A 14,281-nucleotide genomic window follows, 5' to 3' on the forward strand; every position below is an offset into this window, starting at 1 on the left:
TGGAGATACCAGCCCATAGCGTGCATGCATTTATCCATGGCAGGAGGCTTACCCATGAGGACACTTCATGGCGCAACCTATCACGAAAGGAAAACGCCTCATGACCGATTTCACCGGCAGCAACACGCCAGCGGATCAGCGGGACCTATGGCGCACGCCGCCAGCCCTATTCTCTTCACTTAATGCTGAGTTCTGTTTCCAACTGGATGCCGCCGCAGCGCCGCATAACGCTCTGTGCAGGAAGTTCATCACCGCCGAGCAGAACACTCTGGAAACGCCATGGGCTGATTACCTGAATGTGCCTGGCTACGTCTGGCTGAACCCGCCATACAGCGACATCATGCCGTTTGTTAAAAAGGCCGCCTCCGAGAGCGCCAACCAGATCGGCACGGTCATGCTCGTACCGGCAGACACTTCGGTTGGCTGGTTCAAAGAGGCTATCCAGACAGCCAGCGAGGTACGCTTCATCACCGCCGGGCGGCTGGCATTTATCAACCCGGTCACCGGTAAGCCAGTATCGGGAAATAACAAAGGGTCGATGCTCATCATCTGGCGACCTTACCCGCGTACACACTGCCACTTCGCAACTGTGGACAGGGACGAGCTTATGGCTTTCGGGGCGAAACTTCTCGCCCGCCGGGAGGCCGCATGACACCAGCAAATGAAAACGCCATCCGCGCCGCCTGCCGCCGCTGCACCGAGGAAATCCAGCAGGCCATGCGCAAGAAGCCAAAGCCAAACTGGAACGAAACTGTGCCTCCCATCATCAACAAGCATCACAAGAAAATTGAAGCTCTGGGAGTTAGCCTCCTGGAGTTCGTCGTCAAAACTGGCCGCCTTAACGGGCGGTTTGGAGTTGAATCGTGACCAAATACGCGAAACTGGATAGCGAAGTGTTAAGCGCTATCGGCGCTCAGCCTACCTCGTTTTCTGAACTATTTAGCCCTTCCGTCAGACAGGAGTGCCTCGTCATTGCTGAAGCAGAAGGAAAGCACCCGATGGACGTATTCCGCATCCTTGACCGCCGACTCCAGTCGCTCAGGAAGCTTGGTGTCATCCAGCACGTCAAAGGCAAGGGGTGGATACAGCCATGACATCCCAAATCACAAGGTCGCTAAAGCGGCCTTTTTTATTGCTGGCATTCACATTCAACCGAATTAACCGACAGTTCGCGGAGTGAGTATGGAAGAGTTTAAAGGCACTAAAGGTCGCTGGGTTTATAGCGCAGAGACAGGAACAATCCGCGGCGATGGTGGCCTTCTCGCTGAGTTACTGATTAATGGCTCCGAAGACGATAACGGCGCGCTCATGGCCGCCGCACCAGATTTACTGGAAGCGCTACAGCTAACCGAAAAAGCAATGGCAGAAGGTCGAAACATTACATACCCGGAATGGTACGGCGTAATCAACAAAGCCCGCGCGGCCATCCACAAAGCCCCCGGTAAGGAGTGACCATGGCCGATATCATCGATACCGCAGCAGAGATTGAAGAGCTTCAGCGTAACGCTGCCCTTTCCGTTCACCGACTGAACCGTAACGCCGTATCAGCTGAGCATTGCGCGGAATGCGGCGAGGATATCCCAGCGCCGCGGCGCGCTGCCGTTCCCGGCTGCCAGACGTGCGCGGAGTGCCAGGAAAGAAAAGAACATGCGCTTAAACATATTCGATGATCAAGTTATGATGAGTACAGTTTTAATGATTTAAGGATATGAAATGACCGCCATGCCTGTGCAAACAACGCTGGATTTAACGGATGTTCTATCAAAATTTTTTGTTCCATTACTTGTAGCTGCGCTAGCAGCATATTTCTCTACCAAGTTTGCTTTGAATAAATTTTACAAAGAAAAGTGGTGGGAAAAACGATTGGAAGCGTTCACAGAAATCATCAATATTGCGTATCGGATTAAGATGAGCAATGACTACTTTCTCCGTTGCGAATATGCGCAAATGGAACCTGGTGAGTCTCGGTTCAAACCACATCCGAAAGACATTGAAGATAAGTTACGAACTGAGTATTGGCTTGATCTTCAAGAGCTTGAAAGGATAGCGCAGTTAGCTGACTTCACATTAACAAGCAAAGTTAAAAGCTTGCTCGATGCTTATGTTAATGCGAGAAAGAAAATGATGGATGATTGGCATGAGGATGCTATAGAAAGTTATGAAGCGTCAGAAAAGGATCTCACTCTCTCGGGAAAGTTGCTTAGTAATTTAGTCGCAGAAGCCAAGCGCGAATTAAAAATTAACTAAGCACTTAATCAAAATCTCTTAATATTAAACCCGCCATTGAGCGGGTTTCTTTTTGCCTGGAGACAACCATGAGCGAAATGACCTTAATTGTGCCCAACGACTGGGTAACACAAGAGAAGCTCGTCGAGATTACCGGCCTTCGCCCGGGAACTATAGAGGCAGCTCGTAAAAAGTCCTGGATGGTTGGACGCGAATATCTTCACGTTGCACCTGATGGAAATCCAAAAGAAAACAGTGAGTGCATGTACAACCGCAAAGCTGTCGACCAGTGGGTTGAGAGCATGTCAAAGAAACAGCCGGGTGCGCGCCAATGAAGATCGGTTTATGCTTAGCGGGCTCTTGGACGTCAGGAGGGAATAATGGCTAAGTCAGCATACCCAACAGGCGTGGAGAACCATGGCGGTACGCTCCGCATATGGTTCATCTATAAAGGCAGCCGGGTGCGTGAAAGCCTCGGAGTGCCGGATACACCAAAAAACAGAAAGGTCGCTGGCGAGCTGCGCGCGTCAGTGTGCTTCGCGATAAAGACTGGCAATTTCAATTATGCGGCCCAGTTCCCGGATTCACCGAACCTGAGAAGGTTTGGGGTGGAGAGCAAGGAGATCACCGTGCTCGAACTGGCGAACAAGTGGCTTGAGCTGAAGCGCATGGAGATCAGCACCAATGCGATGTCACGCTATACATCTATAGTGCGCAACATGGTGCCCAGGATAGGTGGGGACAGGCTGGTATCTGCGGTGACGCAAGAAGACCTGCTGTTTATCAGAAAGGAATTGCTGACCGGTTATCACACCCTGAAGGTCGGGCAGAAAACGCCGGTAAAAGGACGATCAGTCCGGACGGTCAACAACTACATGAAGACCATGAGCGGGATGTTTAAGTTTGCCGCTGATAGCGGTTATGTACGGGTGAACCCGTTCACCGGGATCGCCATGCTCAAGCGGTCACGATGCGAGCCTGACCCGCTGACACGAGAGGAGTTCGTCAGGTTGATTAACGCCTGCGCCCACCAGCAACTGAAAAACATGTGGTCTCTTGCCGTCTACACCGGTGTGCGCCACGGAGAACTTGTGTCGCTGGCCTGGGAAGATATCGACCTGAAAGCGGGTACGATGATGATCCGCCGAAACCACACGTTAACGAAGGAGTTCACCCTTCCGAAAACAGAGGCCGGGACGGACCGTATCATCAACCTCATTCAGCCAGCGATCGACGTGCTGAAGAGTCAGGCAGAACTGACACGCCTGGGTAAGCAGTATCAGGTTGAGGTGAAGCTGCGCGAGTATGGCCGTACCGATGTGCATCCTTGCACGTTCGTGTTCAACCCGCAGATCGCATCACGTAATGGCCGTGCCGGGCATCATTACGCAGTGGGGTCGATTAACCAATCGTGGGAAGCGGCAATGCGACGCGCCGGGATTCGCTATCGCAGAGCATACCAGTCCCGACACACGTATGCATGCTGGTCGTTAGCTGCCGGTGCAAACCCGAACTTCATCGCGAAGCAAATGGGCCACACCGACGCGCAAATGGTTTACCGGGTGTACGGATCCTGGATGGCTGAAAATAACCAGGACCAGGTTCTCATCCTCAACCAGAAATTGAGTGAGTTTGCCCCATCCATGCCCCACGCCGTGGGATCGGATGGTTATTAATTATAAATATCATTAGGTTAGATAACCTAAACTTGCATGCCCATCACTTCCTGGTATGCCGACACCAGCTTGTTACGCACCTGCAACCCCATCTGCAATGACACCGACGCTTTTTGCAGATCGGCCATCACATCGTTGAGCGCCACGCCGGGTTCGCCAAGGGTAAATCTCTCAGCCTGGGTACGGGCCGCGTTTTGCTTGTCGCTGATCCGGTCCAGCGCCGCATGCAGTTGACCGGCGAAGCTAACGCCCGGCGGCTGGTCAGCCACGCTCTGATTACGGGCGGTCATCGCCGTTGCCTGTAACTGACTGAGTACCCCTTCAATGCCCTGTATAGCCATGACTCTCCCCTGGATGGTTTTTTACGAGGTCAAGACTAACAGCTTGTCAATAAGATAATGGCGGTAAATAGCGTTAAAAAACCAGGTTATTTGACGCATAGAAAATCCCGAATCATCAAATAATGGCAGGGCCATCAGTATGGAACTTTTGTCGTGTTTGCCGACCCGGGAGTCAGTTTTGTTTCTCTACACGAATAACGTAAACCACCAGGATTTAAGAGGTGCGCAATGAGTGCGACAGCAGCATCGACAGCGCCACAGAATAAATCACTCGAGTGGATGAACCGCCTTCGCGCCAACCCTAAGATCCCGTTGATTGTGGCAGGCGCTGCCGCCATTGCGATCGTTGTCGCGATGGTCTTATGGGCAAAAAGCCCGGATTACCGCACGCTCTACAGCAACCTTTCCGACCAGGATGGCGGTGCCATTGTCACCCAGTTAACCCAGATGAACATCCCGTATCGCTTTGCCGATAACGGTGGTGCGCTTGAAGTACCGGCAGATAAAGTGCACGAGCTTCGCCTGCGTCTCGCCCAGCAGGGGCTGCCAAAAGGCGGCGCGGTTGGGTTTGAGCTGCTGGATCAGGAAAAATTCGGCATCAGTCAGTTCAGCGAGCAGGTTAACTACCAACGCGCGCTGGAAGGTGAGCTGGCCCGTACGATTGAAACCTTAGGCCCGGTGAAAAGTGCCCGCGTGCACCTGGCGATGCCTAAGCCGTCCCTGTTTGTCCGTGAACAAAAGTCCCCTTCGGCCTCTGTGACCGTTAACCTCGAACCTGGCCGTGCGCTGGATGAAGGGCAGATCAGCGCCGTCACGCACCTGGTCTCCAGTGCGGTGGCCGGCCTGCCGCCGGGTAACGTTACGCTGGTGGATCAGAGTGGTCATCTGCTGACGCAGTCCAACACCGCAGGGCGCGATCTCAACGACGCTCAGCTGAAATACGCCGCGGATGTGGAAGGCCGTCTCCAGCGTCGCATCGAAGCGATTCTGGGCCCGGTGGTCGGCAGCAGCAACGTACACGCGCAGGTCACCGCGCAGATTGATTTCTCGAATAAAGAACAGACCGAAGAGCAGTACGCCCCGAACGGGGATGCCTCCCGCGCCGTGTTACGCTCGCGTCAGATCAATGAGACGGAACAGGTCGGCGGACAGTATCCTGGCGGTGTGCCGGGCGCGCTCTCTAACCAGCCTGCGCCTGCCAACGCCGCGCCAATCTCCACCCCGCCGGCAAACCCGCAGAACGGTCAGCAAACGAATCAGCAGACGACCTCGACCGCGAACAGTACCGGCCCGCGTAACAGCAGCCGTAACGAAACGACCAACTACGAAGTCGACCGGACTATCCGCCATACCAAACTGAACACGGGCGATATTCAGCGTCTCTCTGTTGCCGTGGTGGTGAATTACAAAACGCTGCCGGACGGTAAACCGCTGCCGCTCACGGCGGAGCAGATGAAGCAGATCGAAGATTTGACCCGCGAAGCGATGGGCTTCTCTGAAAAACGTGGCGATACCCTCAACGTTGTGAACTCACCGTTCAACCCGGTGGATGAGACCGGTGGCGAACTGCCGTTCTGGCAACAGCAGGCGTTCTTCGATCAGCTGATGTCCGCAGGCCGCTGGCTGCTGGTGCTGATTGTCGCGTGGCTGCTGTGGCGTAAGGGCGTTCGTCCTCAGCTACAGCGCCGTGCTGAAGCCGAGAAAGCCGCGCTGGAACAGAAGAACGCGCGTCCGGACGAGGAAGAAGCGGTTGAAGTTCGTCTCAGCAAAGATGAACAGATGCAGCAGCGCCGTGCTAACCAGCGTATGGGCGCAGAGGTGATGAGCCAGCGCATTCGCGAAATGTCAGATAACGATCCGCGCGTCGTCGCGCTGGTCATCCGCGGTTGGATGGGTAACGAACATGAGTAATACGCTTACAGGCACCGATAAGAGCGTCATCCTGCTGATGACCATTGGCGAAGATCGCGCGGCGGAAGTGTTTAAACACCTCTCCCAGCGAGAAGTGCAGATCCTCAGCGCGGCGATGGCCAACGTGCGCCAGATCTCCAACAAGCAGCTTACAGAAGTGCTGGCGGAGTTTGAGCAGGAAGCCGAGCAGTTTGCCGCGCTCAACGTCAACGCCAACGAATACCTGCGCTCCGTGCTGGTTAAGGCGCTGGGCGAAGAGCGCGCCGCCAGCCTGCTGGAAGATATTCTCGAAACGCGCGACACCGCCAGCGGGATCGAAACGCTCAACTTTATGGAGCCGCAAAGCGCCGCCGATCTTATTCGCGACGAGCACCCGCAGATTATCGCCACCATTCTGGTCCACCTCAAACGGGGTCAGGCAGCCGATATTCTGGCGCTGTTCGACGAGCGCCTGCGCCACGACGTGATGCTGCGTATCGCCACCTTCGGCGGCGTCCAGCCAGCCGCGCTGGCGGAGCTGACCGAAGTGCTGAACAACCTGCTCGACGGCCAGAACCTCAAGCGCAGCAAAATGGGTGGCGTGAGAACGGCAGCGGAAATCATCAACCTGATGAAAACGCAGCAGGAAGAGGCGGTTATTACGGCGGTACGCGAGTTCGACGGCGAGCTGGCGCAGAAAATTATCGACGAGATGTTCCTGTTCGAAAACCTGGTCGAAGTGGACGATCGCAGCATCCAGCGCCTGCTTCAGGAGGTGGACTCCGAATCGCTGCTTATCGCCCTCAAAGGCGCCGAGCAGCCGCTGCGCGAGAAGTTCCTGCGCAACATGTCCCAGCGTGCGGCCGATATCCTGCGCGACGACCTGGCCAACCGTGGCCCGGTGCGTTTGTCTCAGGTGGAAAACGAACAGAAAGCGATCCTGCTTATTGTTCGTCGTCTGGCAGAAACCGGCGAGATGGTGATTGGCAGCGGAGACGACACCTATGTCTGATGAACTGTCGTGGAAGCGCTGGACGCCTGACGACCTCTCCCCTCCCACCGCAGAGTTCACCCCTGCCGTTGTGTCGTCCGACGAGGGCGACGCCGGGGCGGGCATCCCCGAGCTGAGTGAAGAGGAACAGCGCGCCCAGATGCTGGCCCAGATGCAAATGCAGGCGCACGAGCAGGGCTTCAACGCCGGGATGAACGAAGGCCGTCAGACCGGGCACGCACAGGGTTATCAGGAAGGGCTGGCGAAAGGTTTAGAACAGGGCATTGAGCAGGCGCGCCAGCAGCAGGCGCCGCTGCATGCCCGCATGCAGCAGCTGGTGAGCGAGTTTCAGCACACGCTGGATGCGCTCGACAGCGTGATTGCCTCGCGCCTGATGCAGATGGCGCTGGAGGCGGCCCGTCAGGTGATCGGCCAGACGCCGGTAGTGGATAACGCCGCGCTGATTAAGCAGATCCAGGGGCTGCTCCAGCAGGAGCCGCTGTTCAGCGGCAAACCGCAGCTGCGCGTTCATCCTGATGATTTGCAGCGCGTGGAAGAGAGCCTCGGCGCGACGCTGAGCCTGCACGGCTGGCGGCTGCGCGGCGATCCGTCGCTCCATCACGGAGGCTGTAAGGTCTCGGCGGATGAGGGCGATCTGGATGCCAGCGTCGCGACCCGCTGGCAGGAACTGTGCCGCCTGGCGGCACCGGGAGTCATCTGATGACCGCTCGCCTTACGCGCTGGCTTAACACGCTCGATAATTTTGAAACGAAGATGGCGCAGCTGCCATCCGTTCGTCGTTATGGACGCCTGACCCGCGCCACCGGTCTGGTCCTGGAAGCCACGGGGCTGCAACTTCCGCTCGGCGCCACCTGCGTGATTGAGCGACAGGACGGGGGGGAGACGCGTGAAGTGGAAAGCGAAGTGGTCGGGTTCAACGGTCAGCGCCTGTTTCTGATGCCCCTTGAAGAAGTGGAAGGGATTTTGCCCGGCGCCCGCGTCTACGCGAAAAACATCAGCGGTGACGGCCTGCAAAGCGGCAAACAGCTCCCGCTCGGTCCGGCGCTGCTGGGCCGCGTGCTGGACGGAAGCGGCAAACCGCTCGATGGCCTGCCCTCCCCTGATACCACCGAAACCGGCGCGCTGATCACCCAACCCTTCAACCCGCTGCAACGCACGCCAATCGAGCACGTACTGGATACCGGCGTGCGGCCGATTAACGCCCTGCTCACCGTGGGACGCGGCCAGCGTATGGGGCTGTTTGCCGGCTCCGGCGTGGGTAAATCGGTCCTGCTCGGCATGATGGCGCGTTATACCCAGGCGGACGTTATCGTGGTAGGCCTGATTGGTGAGCGTGGTCGCGAAGTCAAAGATTTCATCGAAAACATTCTGGGTGCGGAGGGCCGCGCCCGCTCGGTGGTGATCGCTGCGCCTGCGGACGTGTCGCCGCTGCTGCGTATGCAGGGTGCCGCCTACGCCACGCGTATTGCGGAAGATTTCCGCGACCGGGGCCAGCACGTGCTGCTGATTATGGACTCCCTGACCCGCTACGCGATGGCGCAGCGTGAGATTGCGCTGGCCATCGGCGAGCCGCCCGCGACCAAAGGCTACCCGCCGTCGGTCTTCGCCAAGCTCCCGGCGTTGGTTGAGCGCGCGGGGAACGGCATCAGCGGCGGCGGCTCCATCACCGCGTTCTATACGGTACTGACCGAAGGCGATGACCAGCAGGACCCGATTGCCGACTCCGCGCGAGCGATCCTCGACGGCCATATCGTGCTGTCGCGCCGTCTGGCCGAAGCCGGGCACTATCCGGCAATTGATATTGAAGCGTCGATCAGCCGTGCGATGACGGCCCTGATCACCGAGCAACACTACGCCCGCGTGCGTAACTTCAAACAACTGCTCTCCAGCTTCCAGCGCAACCGCGATCTGGTAAGCGTCGGGGCGTACGCCAAAGGCAGCGACCCGATGCTCGATAAAGCGATTGCCCTGTGGCCGCAGCTGGAGGCATTTCTGCAACAGGGTATTTTTGAACGCGCCGACTGGGAAGATTCCCTCCAGGCACTGGAGCTGATTTTCCCGCAGGTGTAACACAGGTGGAGGGCGAAGGTCATGGCGCAGAACAGTGCGTTATCAACGCTGAAAGATCTGGCTGAAAAAGAAGTTGATGATGCCGCATTGCAGCTTGGCGCAATGCGACGCGGGTGCCAGCAGGCTGAAGAACAGTTGAAGATGTTAATCGACTATCAGCATGAATATCGCACCAACCTTAACACCGACATGGCGCAGGGCATTGGTAGCCAGCGCTGGATTAACTATCAGCAGTTTATCCAGACGCTGGAAAAGGCGATTGAACAGCATCGCCAGCAGCTCAACCAGTGGACGCAAAAAGTCGATACCGCGCTGAATTTCTGGCGCGAGAAAAAACAGCGGTTGCAGGCCTGGCAAACCTTACAGGATCGGCAGGTTGCAGCCTCGACCCTGGCGGAAAACCGTCTGGATCAGAAAAAAATGGATGAGTTTGCCCAGCGCGCATCAATGAGGAAACCAGAATGATCACACTGCAACAACTGCTGATGACCGACAGCGACCCATCCGGCGGCACGCTGACCGGGAAAGGCGCTGAGGGCGCGCAAGATTTTCTCTCTCTGCTGGCGGGCGCGTTGACCGAGACCACCGGCAAAGGCAAAGATGCCCCGCTGACGCTGGCGGATCTGAAAGCGGCGGGCAGCAAGCTCTCGACAGCGGCAAAGGAAAAAAACGGTGATACCACGCTCCAGGCCAAAATTGCCGAGCTGCTCTCCCGTCAGGAGACCCTGACTGGTGAAGATACCGCCGTCTCCCTGCAAAGCCTCGTCTCCGGCCTGAAACCCGCAGCGAATACGGATGCGCTGAAGACGCTGACCCAGCCGGAGGCGAAAACAAACAGCGAGACCACGACTGAAGAAGAGGAGCTGGCCGGGTTAAGCGCGCTGATGGCGATGTTACCGCACCAGCAGACCACCACCCCGGTAGCGACGCAGCCTGCGAGCACCGGGGAGATCGCCCCCCGTGCCGCCCTCCCCTCTGCGCTAGCCCAGACGGACAACGGCCAGCATCAGCCGCTTAGCCATGCGTTAACGGGTCAGGAAAAAATGCCGGTTCAGGACAGCGACACATCGCTGCCCGCCACGGCAGCCGTTACGCCAGCCGCCGTCGCAGAGAAGCAGGACGTAGCGAGCGCGGCGTCGTCTGCCGCCAGCCCAACCGCGACGCTGGCCCCGATCGTCAGTCACCTGGCGCCTTCACAGCCTGCCGCTACCGTTGCGACAGCGCCGGTGTTAAGCCAGCCGCTGGGCACGCACGAATGGCAGCAGAATCTGAGCCAGCACATCACCCTGTTCACAAAGCAGGGACAGCAGACCGCAGAGCTGCGTCTGCACCCGGAGGATCTGGGTCAGGTGCAAATTTCGCTTAAGCTGGATGACAACCAGGCGCAGTTGCAGATGGTTTCGCCCCACAGCCACGTCCGCGCGGCGCTGGAAGCGGCCCTGCCGATCCTGCGCACGCAGCTTGCGGAAAACGGCATTCAGCTTTCCCAAAGCAGCGTCAGCAGCGAGGGCTTTGCCGGGCAACAGCAGTCCTCATCCGGGCAGCAACAGCACGCTTCGCGTTCCGGCCAGCATGGTGGGTTTAACGATGAGAGCGAAGAGTTATTGCCTGCCCCTGCCGCCTTGCAATCCGCCGCGCGCGGCAGCCGTGCCGTAGACATCTTTGCCTAAACGCCAGAGGTAACGTGATTATCCCCGTCTTTTCCACGCTTTGACCTAAGCCGGACACGGGATAATCACCGTATTAAGCTGTACCGAAACAGGAAGCTCGTATCAGATGACAGACTCCGCTATCACCAAAAAAAGCAAGCGTTCCATCTGGATCCCGCTGCTGGTGTTGATTACCCTCGCGGCCTGCGCCACCGCAGGCTACAGTTACTGGCGTATGCAGCAGGAACCCTCCAGCGCGGCCGCCAAAGCTGAAGCGCCGCCTCCACCGGCGCCGGTCTTCTACCCACTGGATACGTTCACCGTCAATCTGGGCGATGCGGATCGCGTGCTTTACGTGGGTATTACGCTGCGTCTGAAAGATGAAGCGACCCGTGCACGTCTGAACGACTATCTGCCAGAAGTGCGTAGCCGTCTGCTGCTACTGTTTTCTCGTCAGGATGCCTCCGCGCTCGCCACCGATGTGGGCAAGCAAAAGCTGGTCGATGCCATCAAACAGACGCTGGCGACCCCGCTGGTAAACGGCCAACCTAAGCAGGAAGTCACTGACGTTCTGTATACAGCCTTCATTCTGCGGTAACGACATGGGCGACAGTATTCTTTCTCAGGCAGAAATCGATGCGCTGCTCAACGGCGACAGCGATAAGAGTGACGAACCGAAACCGGGTCTGACCGGCGACGATAATATTCGTCCCTACGATCCCAATACCCAACGTCGCGTGGTGCGCGAGCGCTTACAGGCGCTGGAGATCATCAACGAACGTTTCGCACGTCAATTCCGTATGGGGTTGTTTAACCTGCTGCGTCGTAGCCCGGATATCACCGTCGGTGCGATCCGCATTCAGCCGTATCATGAGTTTGCCCGCAACCTGCCGGTGCCAACCAACCTTAACCTGATCCATCTGAAACCGCTGCGCGGTACCGGCCTGGTTGTGTTCTCGCCAAGCCTGGTGTTCATCGCGGTGGATAACCTGTTCGGTGGCGATGGCCGTTTCCCGACCAAAGTGGAAGGCCGCGAGTTTACCCATACCGAACAGCGCGTGATTAACCGCATGCTGAAGCTGGCGCTGGAATCCTACAGTGACGCGTGGAAAGCGATTAACCCGCTGGAAGTGGAGTACGTGCGTTCCGAGATGCAGGTGAAGTTTACCAACATCACCACCTCCCCGAATGACATCGTCGTGAACACCCCGTTCCACGTCGAGATCGGCAACCTGACGGGCGAGTTCAACATCTGCCTGCCGTTCAGCATGATTGAACCGCTGCGCGAACTGCTGGTGAACCCGCCGCTGGAGAACTCACGTCACGAAGATCAGAACTGGCGTGAAAACCTGGTGCGTCAGGTGCAGCATTCGCAGCTGGAGCTGGTGGCCAACTTCGCCGACATCTCCATGCGGTTATCGCAGATCCTGAAATTACAACCCGGCGACGTTTTGCCGATAGATAAACCTGACCGCATTATTGCCCATGTGGATGGCGTACCCGTGCTGACAAGCCAGTACGGCACGATTAACGGCCAGTATGCGTTACGCGTTGAGCACTTGATCAACCCGATTTTGAATTCGCTGAATGAGGAACAGCCCAAATGAGTGACATGAACAATCCGTCCGATGAAAACAGCGGAGCACTGGACGATCTGTGGGCTGACGCGTTAAACGAGCAGAAAACGACGCCGACGAAAAGCGCGGCAGACGCGGTCTTTCAGCAGTTAGGCGGCGGCGACGTCAGCGGCACGTTGCAGGACATCGACCTGATTATGGACATTCCGGTCAAGCTGACCGTTGAGCTGGGTCGCACCCGCATGACCATTAAAGAGCTGCTGCGCCTGACCCAGGGTTCCGTGGTGGCGCTTGACGGTTTAGCGGGTGAGCCGCTGGATATTCTGATCAACGGCTACCTGATTGCACAGGGCGAAGTAGTGGTGGTGGCCGATAAATACGGCGTACGTATCACCGACATCATTACCCCTTCCGAACGCATGCGTCGTCTGAGTCGTTAAGTATGAAAACCCAAGCAACACTGTCCGCGCCCTCCGCCGTACCCGGCTCACCGCTGCTCCAGGTGAGCGGCGCGCTGTTCGGTATTATTGCCTTTATCCTTATCGCCGCCTGGCTGGCAAAGCGTTTCGGTCTGGCGGGGAAAACGGCCGGTACCCGCGGGTTGAAGGTCAGCGCCAGCACCCCGCTAGGACCGCGCGAGCGCGTGGTCATTGTGGAGGTGGAAGATGCACGACTGGTGCTGGGCGTGACCGCCTCCAGCATTAACGTCCTTCACACGCTCCCCCCTGCGCCTGTCACGGTGGAGGCTAACGCCCAGGCCCCTGCGGATTTCCAGTCCGTAATGAAGAGTTTGCTCAAGCGTCCCGGGAGATCCTGATGCGCCGTTTGTTATTCCTTACGCTGACAGGCCTGGGTCTGTTCGCGCCCTCTGTGTATGCGCAACTGCCGGGGCTGGTTTCCACGCCGCTGGCGAACGGTGGACAAAGCTGGTCCCTGTCCGTGCAGACGCTGGTATTCATCACCTCGCTGACCTTTATCCCGGCGATCCTGCTAATGATGACCAGCTTCACCCGCATTATCATTGTGTTTGGCCTGCTGCGCAACGCGCTCGGCACGCCGTCCGCGCCGCCCAATCAGGTGCTGCTGGGTTTAGCCCTGTTCCTGACCTTTTTCATTATGTCGCCGGTGATCGACAAGATTTACACCGAGGCCTACCAGCCGTTCAGCGAAGATAAAATTTCCATGCAGGTTGCCCTGGAAAAGGGCGCGCAGCCATTACGTGAATTTATGCTTCGCCAGACGCGCGAAGCGGATCTGGCCCTGTTTGCCCGTCTCGCTAACACCGGTGAGTTACAGGGGCCGGAAGCGGTGCCGATGCGCATTCTGCTCCCGGCGTATGTGACCAGTGAGCTGAAAACGGCGTTCCAAATTGGCTTCACCATTTTCATTCCGTTCCTGATTATTGACCTGGTGATCGCCAGCGTCCTGATGGCGCTCGGGATGATGATGGTCCCGCCCGCAACCATTGCCCTGCCCTTTAAGATCATGCTGTTCGTGCTGGTCGACGGCTGGCAGCTGCTGGTCAGCTCGCTGGCGCAGAGTTTCTACAGTTGAGGAGCGCGCAATGACGCCTGAGTCGGTCATGATGATGGGCACGGAGGCGATGAAAGTCGCGATTGCCGTCGCCGCGCCCCTGCTGCTGGTTGCGCTGGTCACCGGTCTGATTATCAGTATTCTCCAGGCCGCCACGCAGATTAACGAAATGACCCTGTCGTTCATCCCGAAGATCATTGCCGTCTTCGTGGCGATTATCGTTGCCGGGCCATGGATGCTCAATTTGCTGCTGGACTATATGCGCAACCTGTTCACCAATCTGCCTTACATCATCGGCTGACGGACG

21 protein-coding genes are annotated in these 14,281 nt (G+C 57.5%); 19 read left to right on the forward strand and 2 right to left on the reverse strand.

Going from position 1 to position 14,281, the window contains the following annotated elements; all coding sequences use genetic code 11:
* Positions 1–100: 100 nt before the first annotated feature.
* Together SK50_RS16220 and SK50_RS16225 are read left to right on the forward strand one after the other, a co-directional pair.
* Positions 101–652, forward strand: a complete 552-nt coding sequence (locus tag SK50_RS16220; protein WP_048229711.1) for a phage N-6-adenine-methyltransferase — start codon at positions 101–103, stop codon at positions 650–652.
* A complete protein-coding gene (locus SK50_RS16225) occupies positions 649–867 on the forward strand; it encodes a hypothetical protein (RefSeq protein WP_045617910.1) in 219 nt (72 codons plus the stop codon). Before SK50_RS16220 ends, SK50_RS16225 begins: the two co-directional genes overlap by 4 nt.
* A 68-nt stretch (positions 868–935) precedes the next feature.
* Here SK50_RS16225 and SK50_RS23930 read toward each other — a convergent pair whose 3' ends face one another.
* The gene (locus SK50_RS23930; protein ID WP_155858404.1) at positions 936–1,097 is read right to left on the reverse strand and encodes a hypothetical protein; all 162 of its coding nucleotides are present in this window, start codon (positions 1,095–1,097) and stop codon (positions 936–938) included.
* 85 nt (positions 1,098–1,182) lie between these two features.
* Here SK50_RS23930 and SK50_RS16235 point away from each other — a divergent pair, with 85 nt between their 5' ends.
* The 5 genes from SK50_RS16235 (at position 1,183) to SK50_RS16255 (ending at position 3,902) form a co-directional block, all read left to right on the forward strand.
* A complete protein-coding gene (locus SK50_RS16235) occupies positions 1,183–1,452 on the forward strand; it encodes a hypothetical protein (RefSeq protein ID WP_048229712.1) in 270 nt (89 codons plus the stop codon).
* A gap of 2 nt (positions 1,453–1,454) precedes the next feature.
* Positions 1,455–1,670 carry a TraR/DksA family transcriptional regulator gene (locus SK50_RS16240; protein WP_053070551.1) on the forward strand — a complete coding sequence of 72 codons (216 nt, stop codon included), beginning with the start codon at positions 1,455–1,457 and terminating at the stop codon, positions 1,668–1,670.
* Between the two features lie 43 nt (positions 1,671–1,713).
* The gene (locus tag SK50_RS16245) at positions 1,714–2,247 is read left to right on the forward strand and encodes a hypothetical protein (RefSeq protein ID WP_048229713.1); all 534 of its coding nucleotides are present in this window, start codon (positions 1,714–1,716) and stop codon (positions 2,245–2,247) included.
* A 68-nt stretch (positions 2,248–2,315) separates the two neighbouring features.
* On the forward strand, positions 2,316–2,561 hold the full coding sequence (locus SK50_RS16250; protein WP_032634816.1) for an excisionase family protein: 246 nt from the start codon (positions 2,316–2,318) through the stop codon (positions 2,559–2,561).
* 45 nt (positions 2,562–2,606) lie between these two features.
* Entirely contained in the window at positions 2,607–3,902 is a 1,296-nt protein-coding gene (locus SK50_RS16255; protein ID WP_048229714.1) for a tyrosine-type recombinase/integrase, read from the forward strand.
* 26 nt (positions 3,903–3,928) lie between these two features.
* On the opposite strand, the gene fliE is transcribed toward SK50_RS16255, so the two are convergent.
* Entirely contained in the window at positions 3,929–4,243 is a 315-nt protein-coding gene (gene fliE / locus SK50_RS16260; protein ID WP_003859612.1) for a flagellar hook-basal body complex protein FliE, read from the reverse strand.
* Positions 4,244–4,471: 228 nt separating this feature from the next.
* Here fliE and fliF point away from each other — a divergent pair, with 228 nt between their 5' ends.
* The 12 genes from fliF (at position 4,472) to fliQ (ending at position 14,275) form a co-directional block, all read left to right on the forward strand.
* Positions 4,472–6,154 (forward strand): flagellar basal-body MS-ring/collar protein FliF, encoded by a 1,683-nt coding sequence (gene fliF, locus SK50_RS16265; protein ID WP_017383346.1) that lies wholly within the window; start codon positions 4,472–4,474, stop codon positions 6,152–6,154.
* Entirely contained in the window at positions 6,147–7,145 is a 999-nt protein-coding gene (gene fliG / locus SK50_RS16270) for a flagellar motor switch protein FliG (RefSeq protein ID WP_003859608.1), read from the forward strand. The genes fliF and fliG overlap by 8 nt, the downstream gene beginning before the upstream one ends.
* Positions 7,138–7,845 (forward strand): flagellar assembly protein FliH, encoded by a 708-nt coding sequence (fliH, locus tag SK50_RS16275; RefSeq protein WP_032619386.1) that lies wholly within the window; start codon positions 7,138–7,140, stop codon positions 7,843–7,845. The genes fliG and fliH overlap by 8 nt, the downstream gene beginning before the upstream one ends.
* The gene (gene fliI, locus SK50_RS16280) at positions 7,845–9,215 is read left to right on the forward strand and encodes a flagellar protein export ATPase FliI (protein ID WP_017693144.1); all 1,371 of its coding nucleotides are present in this window, start codon (positions 7,845–7,847) and stop codon (positions 9,213–9,215) included. The genes fliH and fliI overlap by 1 nt, the downstream gene beginning before the upstream one ends.
* 21 nt (positions 9,216–9,236) lie before the next feature.
* Positions 9,237–9,680, forward strand: a complete 444-nt coding sequence (gene fliJ, locus SK50_RS16285; RefSeq protein ID WP_045344372.1) for a flagellar export protein FliJ — start codon at positions 9,237–9,239, stop codon at positions 9,678–9,680.
* On the forward strand, positions 9,677–10,885 hold the full coding sequence (fliK, locus tag SK50_RS16290) for a flagellar hook length control protein FliK (protein ID WP_045344371.1): 1,209 nt from the start codon (positions 9,677–9,679) through the stop codon (positions 10,883–10,885). Before fliJ ends, fliK begins: the two co-directional genes overlap by 4 nt.
* A gap of 106 nt (positions 10,886–10,991) precedes the next feature.
* Positions 10,992–11,462: a flagellar basal body-associated protein FliL gene (gene fliL / locus SK50_RS16295; RefSeq protein ID WP_003859598.1), complete on the forward strand. Its 471-nt coding sequence runs from the start codon at positions 10,992–10,994 to the stop codon at positions 11,460–11,462.
* Between the two features lie 4 nt (positions 11,463–11,466).
* Entirely contained in the window at positions 11,467–12,471 is a 1,005-nt protein-coding gene (gene fliM, locus SK50_RS16300; RefSeq protein ID WP_003859594.1) for a flagellar motor switch protein FliM, read from the forward strand.
* Positions 12,468–12,881 (forward strand): flagellar motor switch protein FliN, encoded by a 414-nt coding sequence (gene fliN, locus SK50_RS16305; protein WP_003859592.1) that lies wholly within the window; start codon positions 12,468–12,470, stop codon positions 12,879–12,881. The genes fliM and fliN overlap by 4 nt, the downstream gene beginning before the upstream one ends.
* Before the next feature lie 2 nt (positions 12,882–12,883).
* On the forward strand, positions 12,884–13,258 hold the full coding sequence (fliO, locus tag SK50_RS16310; protein ID WP_015572438.1) for a flagellar biosynthetic protein FliO: 375 nt from the start codon (positions 12,884–12,886) through the stop codon (positions 13,256–13,258).
* Positions 13,258–13,995, forward strand: coding sequence for a flagellar type III secretion system pore protein FliP (gene fliP / locus SK50_RS16315; RefSeq protein WP_015572437.1), 738 nt, complete (start codon positions 13,258–13,260; stop codon positions 13,993–13,995). The genes fliO and fliP overlap by 1 nt, the downstream gene beginning before the upstream one ends.
* Before the next feature lie 10 nt (positions 13,996–14,005).
* Entirely contained in the window at positions 14,006–14,275 is a 270-nt protein-coding gene (fliQ, locus tag SK50_RS16320) for a flagellar biosynthesis protein FliQ (RefSeq protein ID WP_003859587.1), read from the forward strand.
* The last annotated feature ends 6 nt before the right edge of the window (positions 14,276–14,281 follow it).

It is taken from the genome of Enterobacter sp. BWH64 (assembly GCF_001037645.1).
Taxonomy (GTDB): domain Bacteria; phylum Pseudomonadota; class Gammaproteobacteria; order Enterobacterales; family Enterobacteriaceae; genus Enterobacter; species Enterobacter hormaechei_C.

Excerpts from the sequence above, each read along its gene's own strand:
- SK50_RS16220 (WP_048229711.1), top strand. The coding sequence starts at position 101 with ATGACCGATTTCACCGGCAGCAACACGCCAGCGGATCAGCGGGACCTA.
- SK50_RS16225 (WP_045617910.1), top strand. The coding sequence starts at position 649 with ATGACACCAGCAAATGAAAACGCCATCCGCGCCGCCTGCCGCCGCTGC.
- SK50_RS23930 (WP_155858404.1), bottom strand. The coding sequence starts at position 1,097 with ATGTCATGGCTGTATCCACCCCTTGCCTTTGACGTGCTGGATGACACC.
- SK50_RS16235 (WP_048229712.1), top strand. The coding sequence starts at position 1,183 with ATGGAAGAGTTTAAAGGCACTAAAGGTCGCTGGGTTTATAGCGCAGAG.
- SK50_RS16240 (WP_053070551.1), top strand. The coding sequence starts at position 1,455 with ATGGCCGATATCATCGATACCGCAGCAGAGATTGAAGAGCTTCAGCGT.
- SK50_RS16245 (WP_048229713.1), top strand. The coding sequence starts at position 1,714 with ATGACCGCCATGCCTGTGCAAACAACGCTGGATTTAACGGATGTTCTA.
- SK50_RS16250 (WP_032634816.1), top strand. The coding sequence starts at position 2,316 with ATGAGCGAAATGACCTTAATTGTGCCCAACGACTGGGTAACACAAGAG.
- SK50_RS16255 (WP_048229714.1), top strand. The coding sequence starts at position 2,607 with ATGGCTAAGTCAGCATACCCAACAGGCGTGGAGAACCATGGCGGTACG.
- fliE (WP_003859612.1), bottom strand. The coding sequence starts at position 4,243 with ATGGCTATACAGGGCATTGAAGGGGTACTCAGTCAGTTACAGGCAACG.
- fliF (WP_017383346.1), top strand. The coding sequence starts at position 4,472 with ATGAGTGCGACAGCAGCATCGACAGCGCCACAGAATAAATCACTCGAG.
- fliG (WP_003859608.1), top strand. The coding sequence starts at position 6,147 with ATGAGTAATACGCTTACAGGCACCGATAAGAGCGTCATCCTGCTGATG.
- fliH (WP_032619386.1), top strand. The coding sequence starts at position 7,138 with ATGTCTGATGAACTGTCGTGGAAGCGCTGGACGCCTGACGACCTCTCC.
- fliI (WP_017693144.1), top strand. The coding sequence starts at position 7,845 with ATGACCGCTCGCCTTACGCGCTGGCTTAACACGCTCGATAATTTTGAA.
- fliJ (WP_045344372.1), top strand. The coding sequence starts at position 9,237 with ATGGCGCAGAACAGTGCGTTATCAACGCTGAAAGATCTGGCTGAAAAA.
- fliK (WP_045344371.1), top strand. The coding sequence starts at position 9,677 with ATGATCACACTGCAACAACTGCTGATGACCGACAGCGACCCATCCGGC.
- fliL (WP_003859598.1), top strand. The coding sequence starts at position 10,992 with ATGACAGACTCCGCTATCACCAAAAAAAGCAAGCGTTCCATCTGGATC.
- fliM (WP_003859594.1), top strand. The coding sequence starts at position 11,467 with ATGGGCGACAGTATTCTTTCTCAGGCAGAAATCGATGCGCTGCTCAAC.
- fliN (WP_003859592.1), top strand. The coding sequence starts at position 12,468 with ATGAGTGACATGAACAATCCGTCCGATGAAAACAGCGGAGCACTGGAC.
- fliO (WP_015572438.1), top strand. The coding sequence starts at position 12,884 with ATGAAAACCCAAGCAACACTGTCCGCGCCCTCCGCCGTACCCGGCTCA.
- fliP (WP_015572437.1), top strand. The coding sequence starts at position 13,258 with ATGCGCCGTTTGTTATTCCTTACGCTGACAGGCCTGGGTCTGTTCGCG.
- fliQ (WP_003859587.1), top strand. The coding sequence starts at position 14,006 with ATGACGCCTGAGTCGGTCATGATGATGGGCACGGAGGCGATGAAAGTC.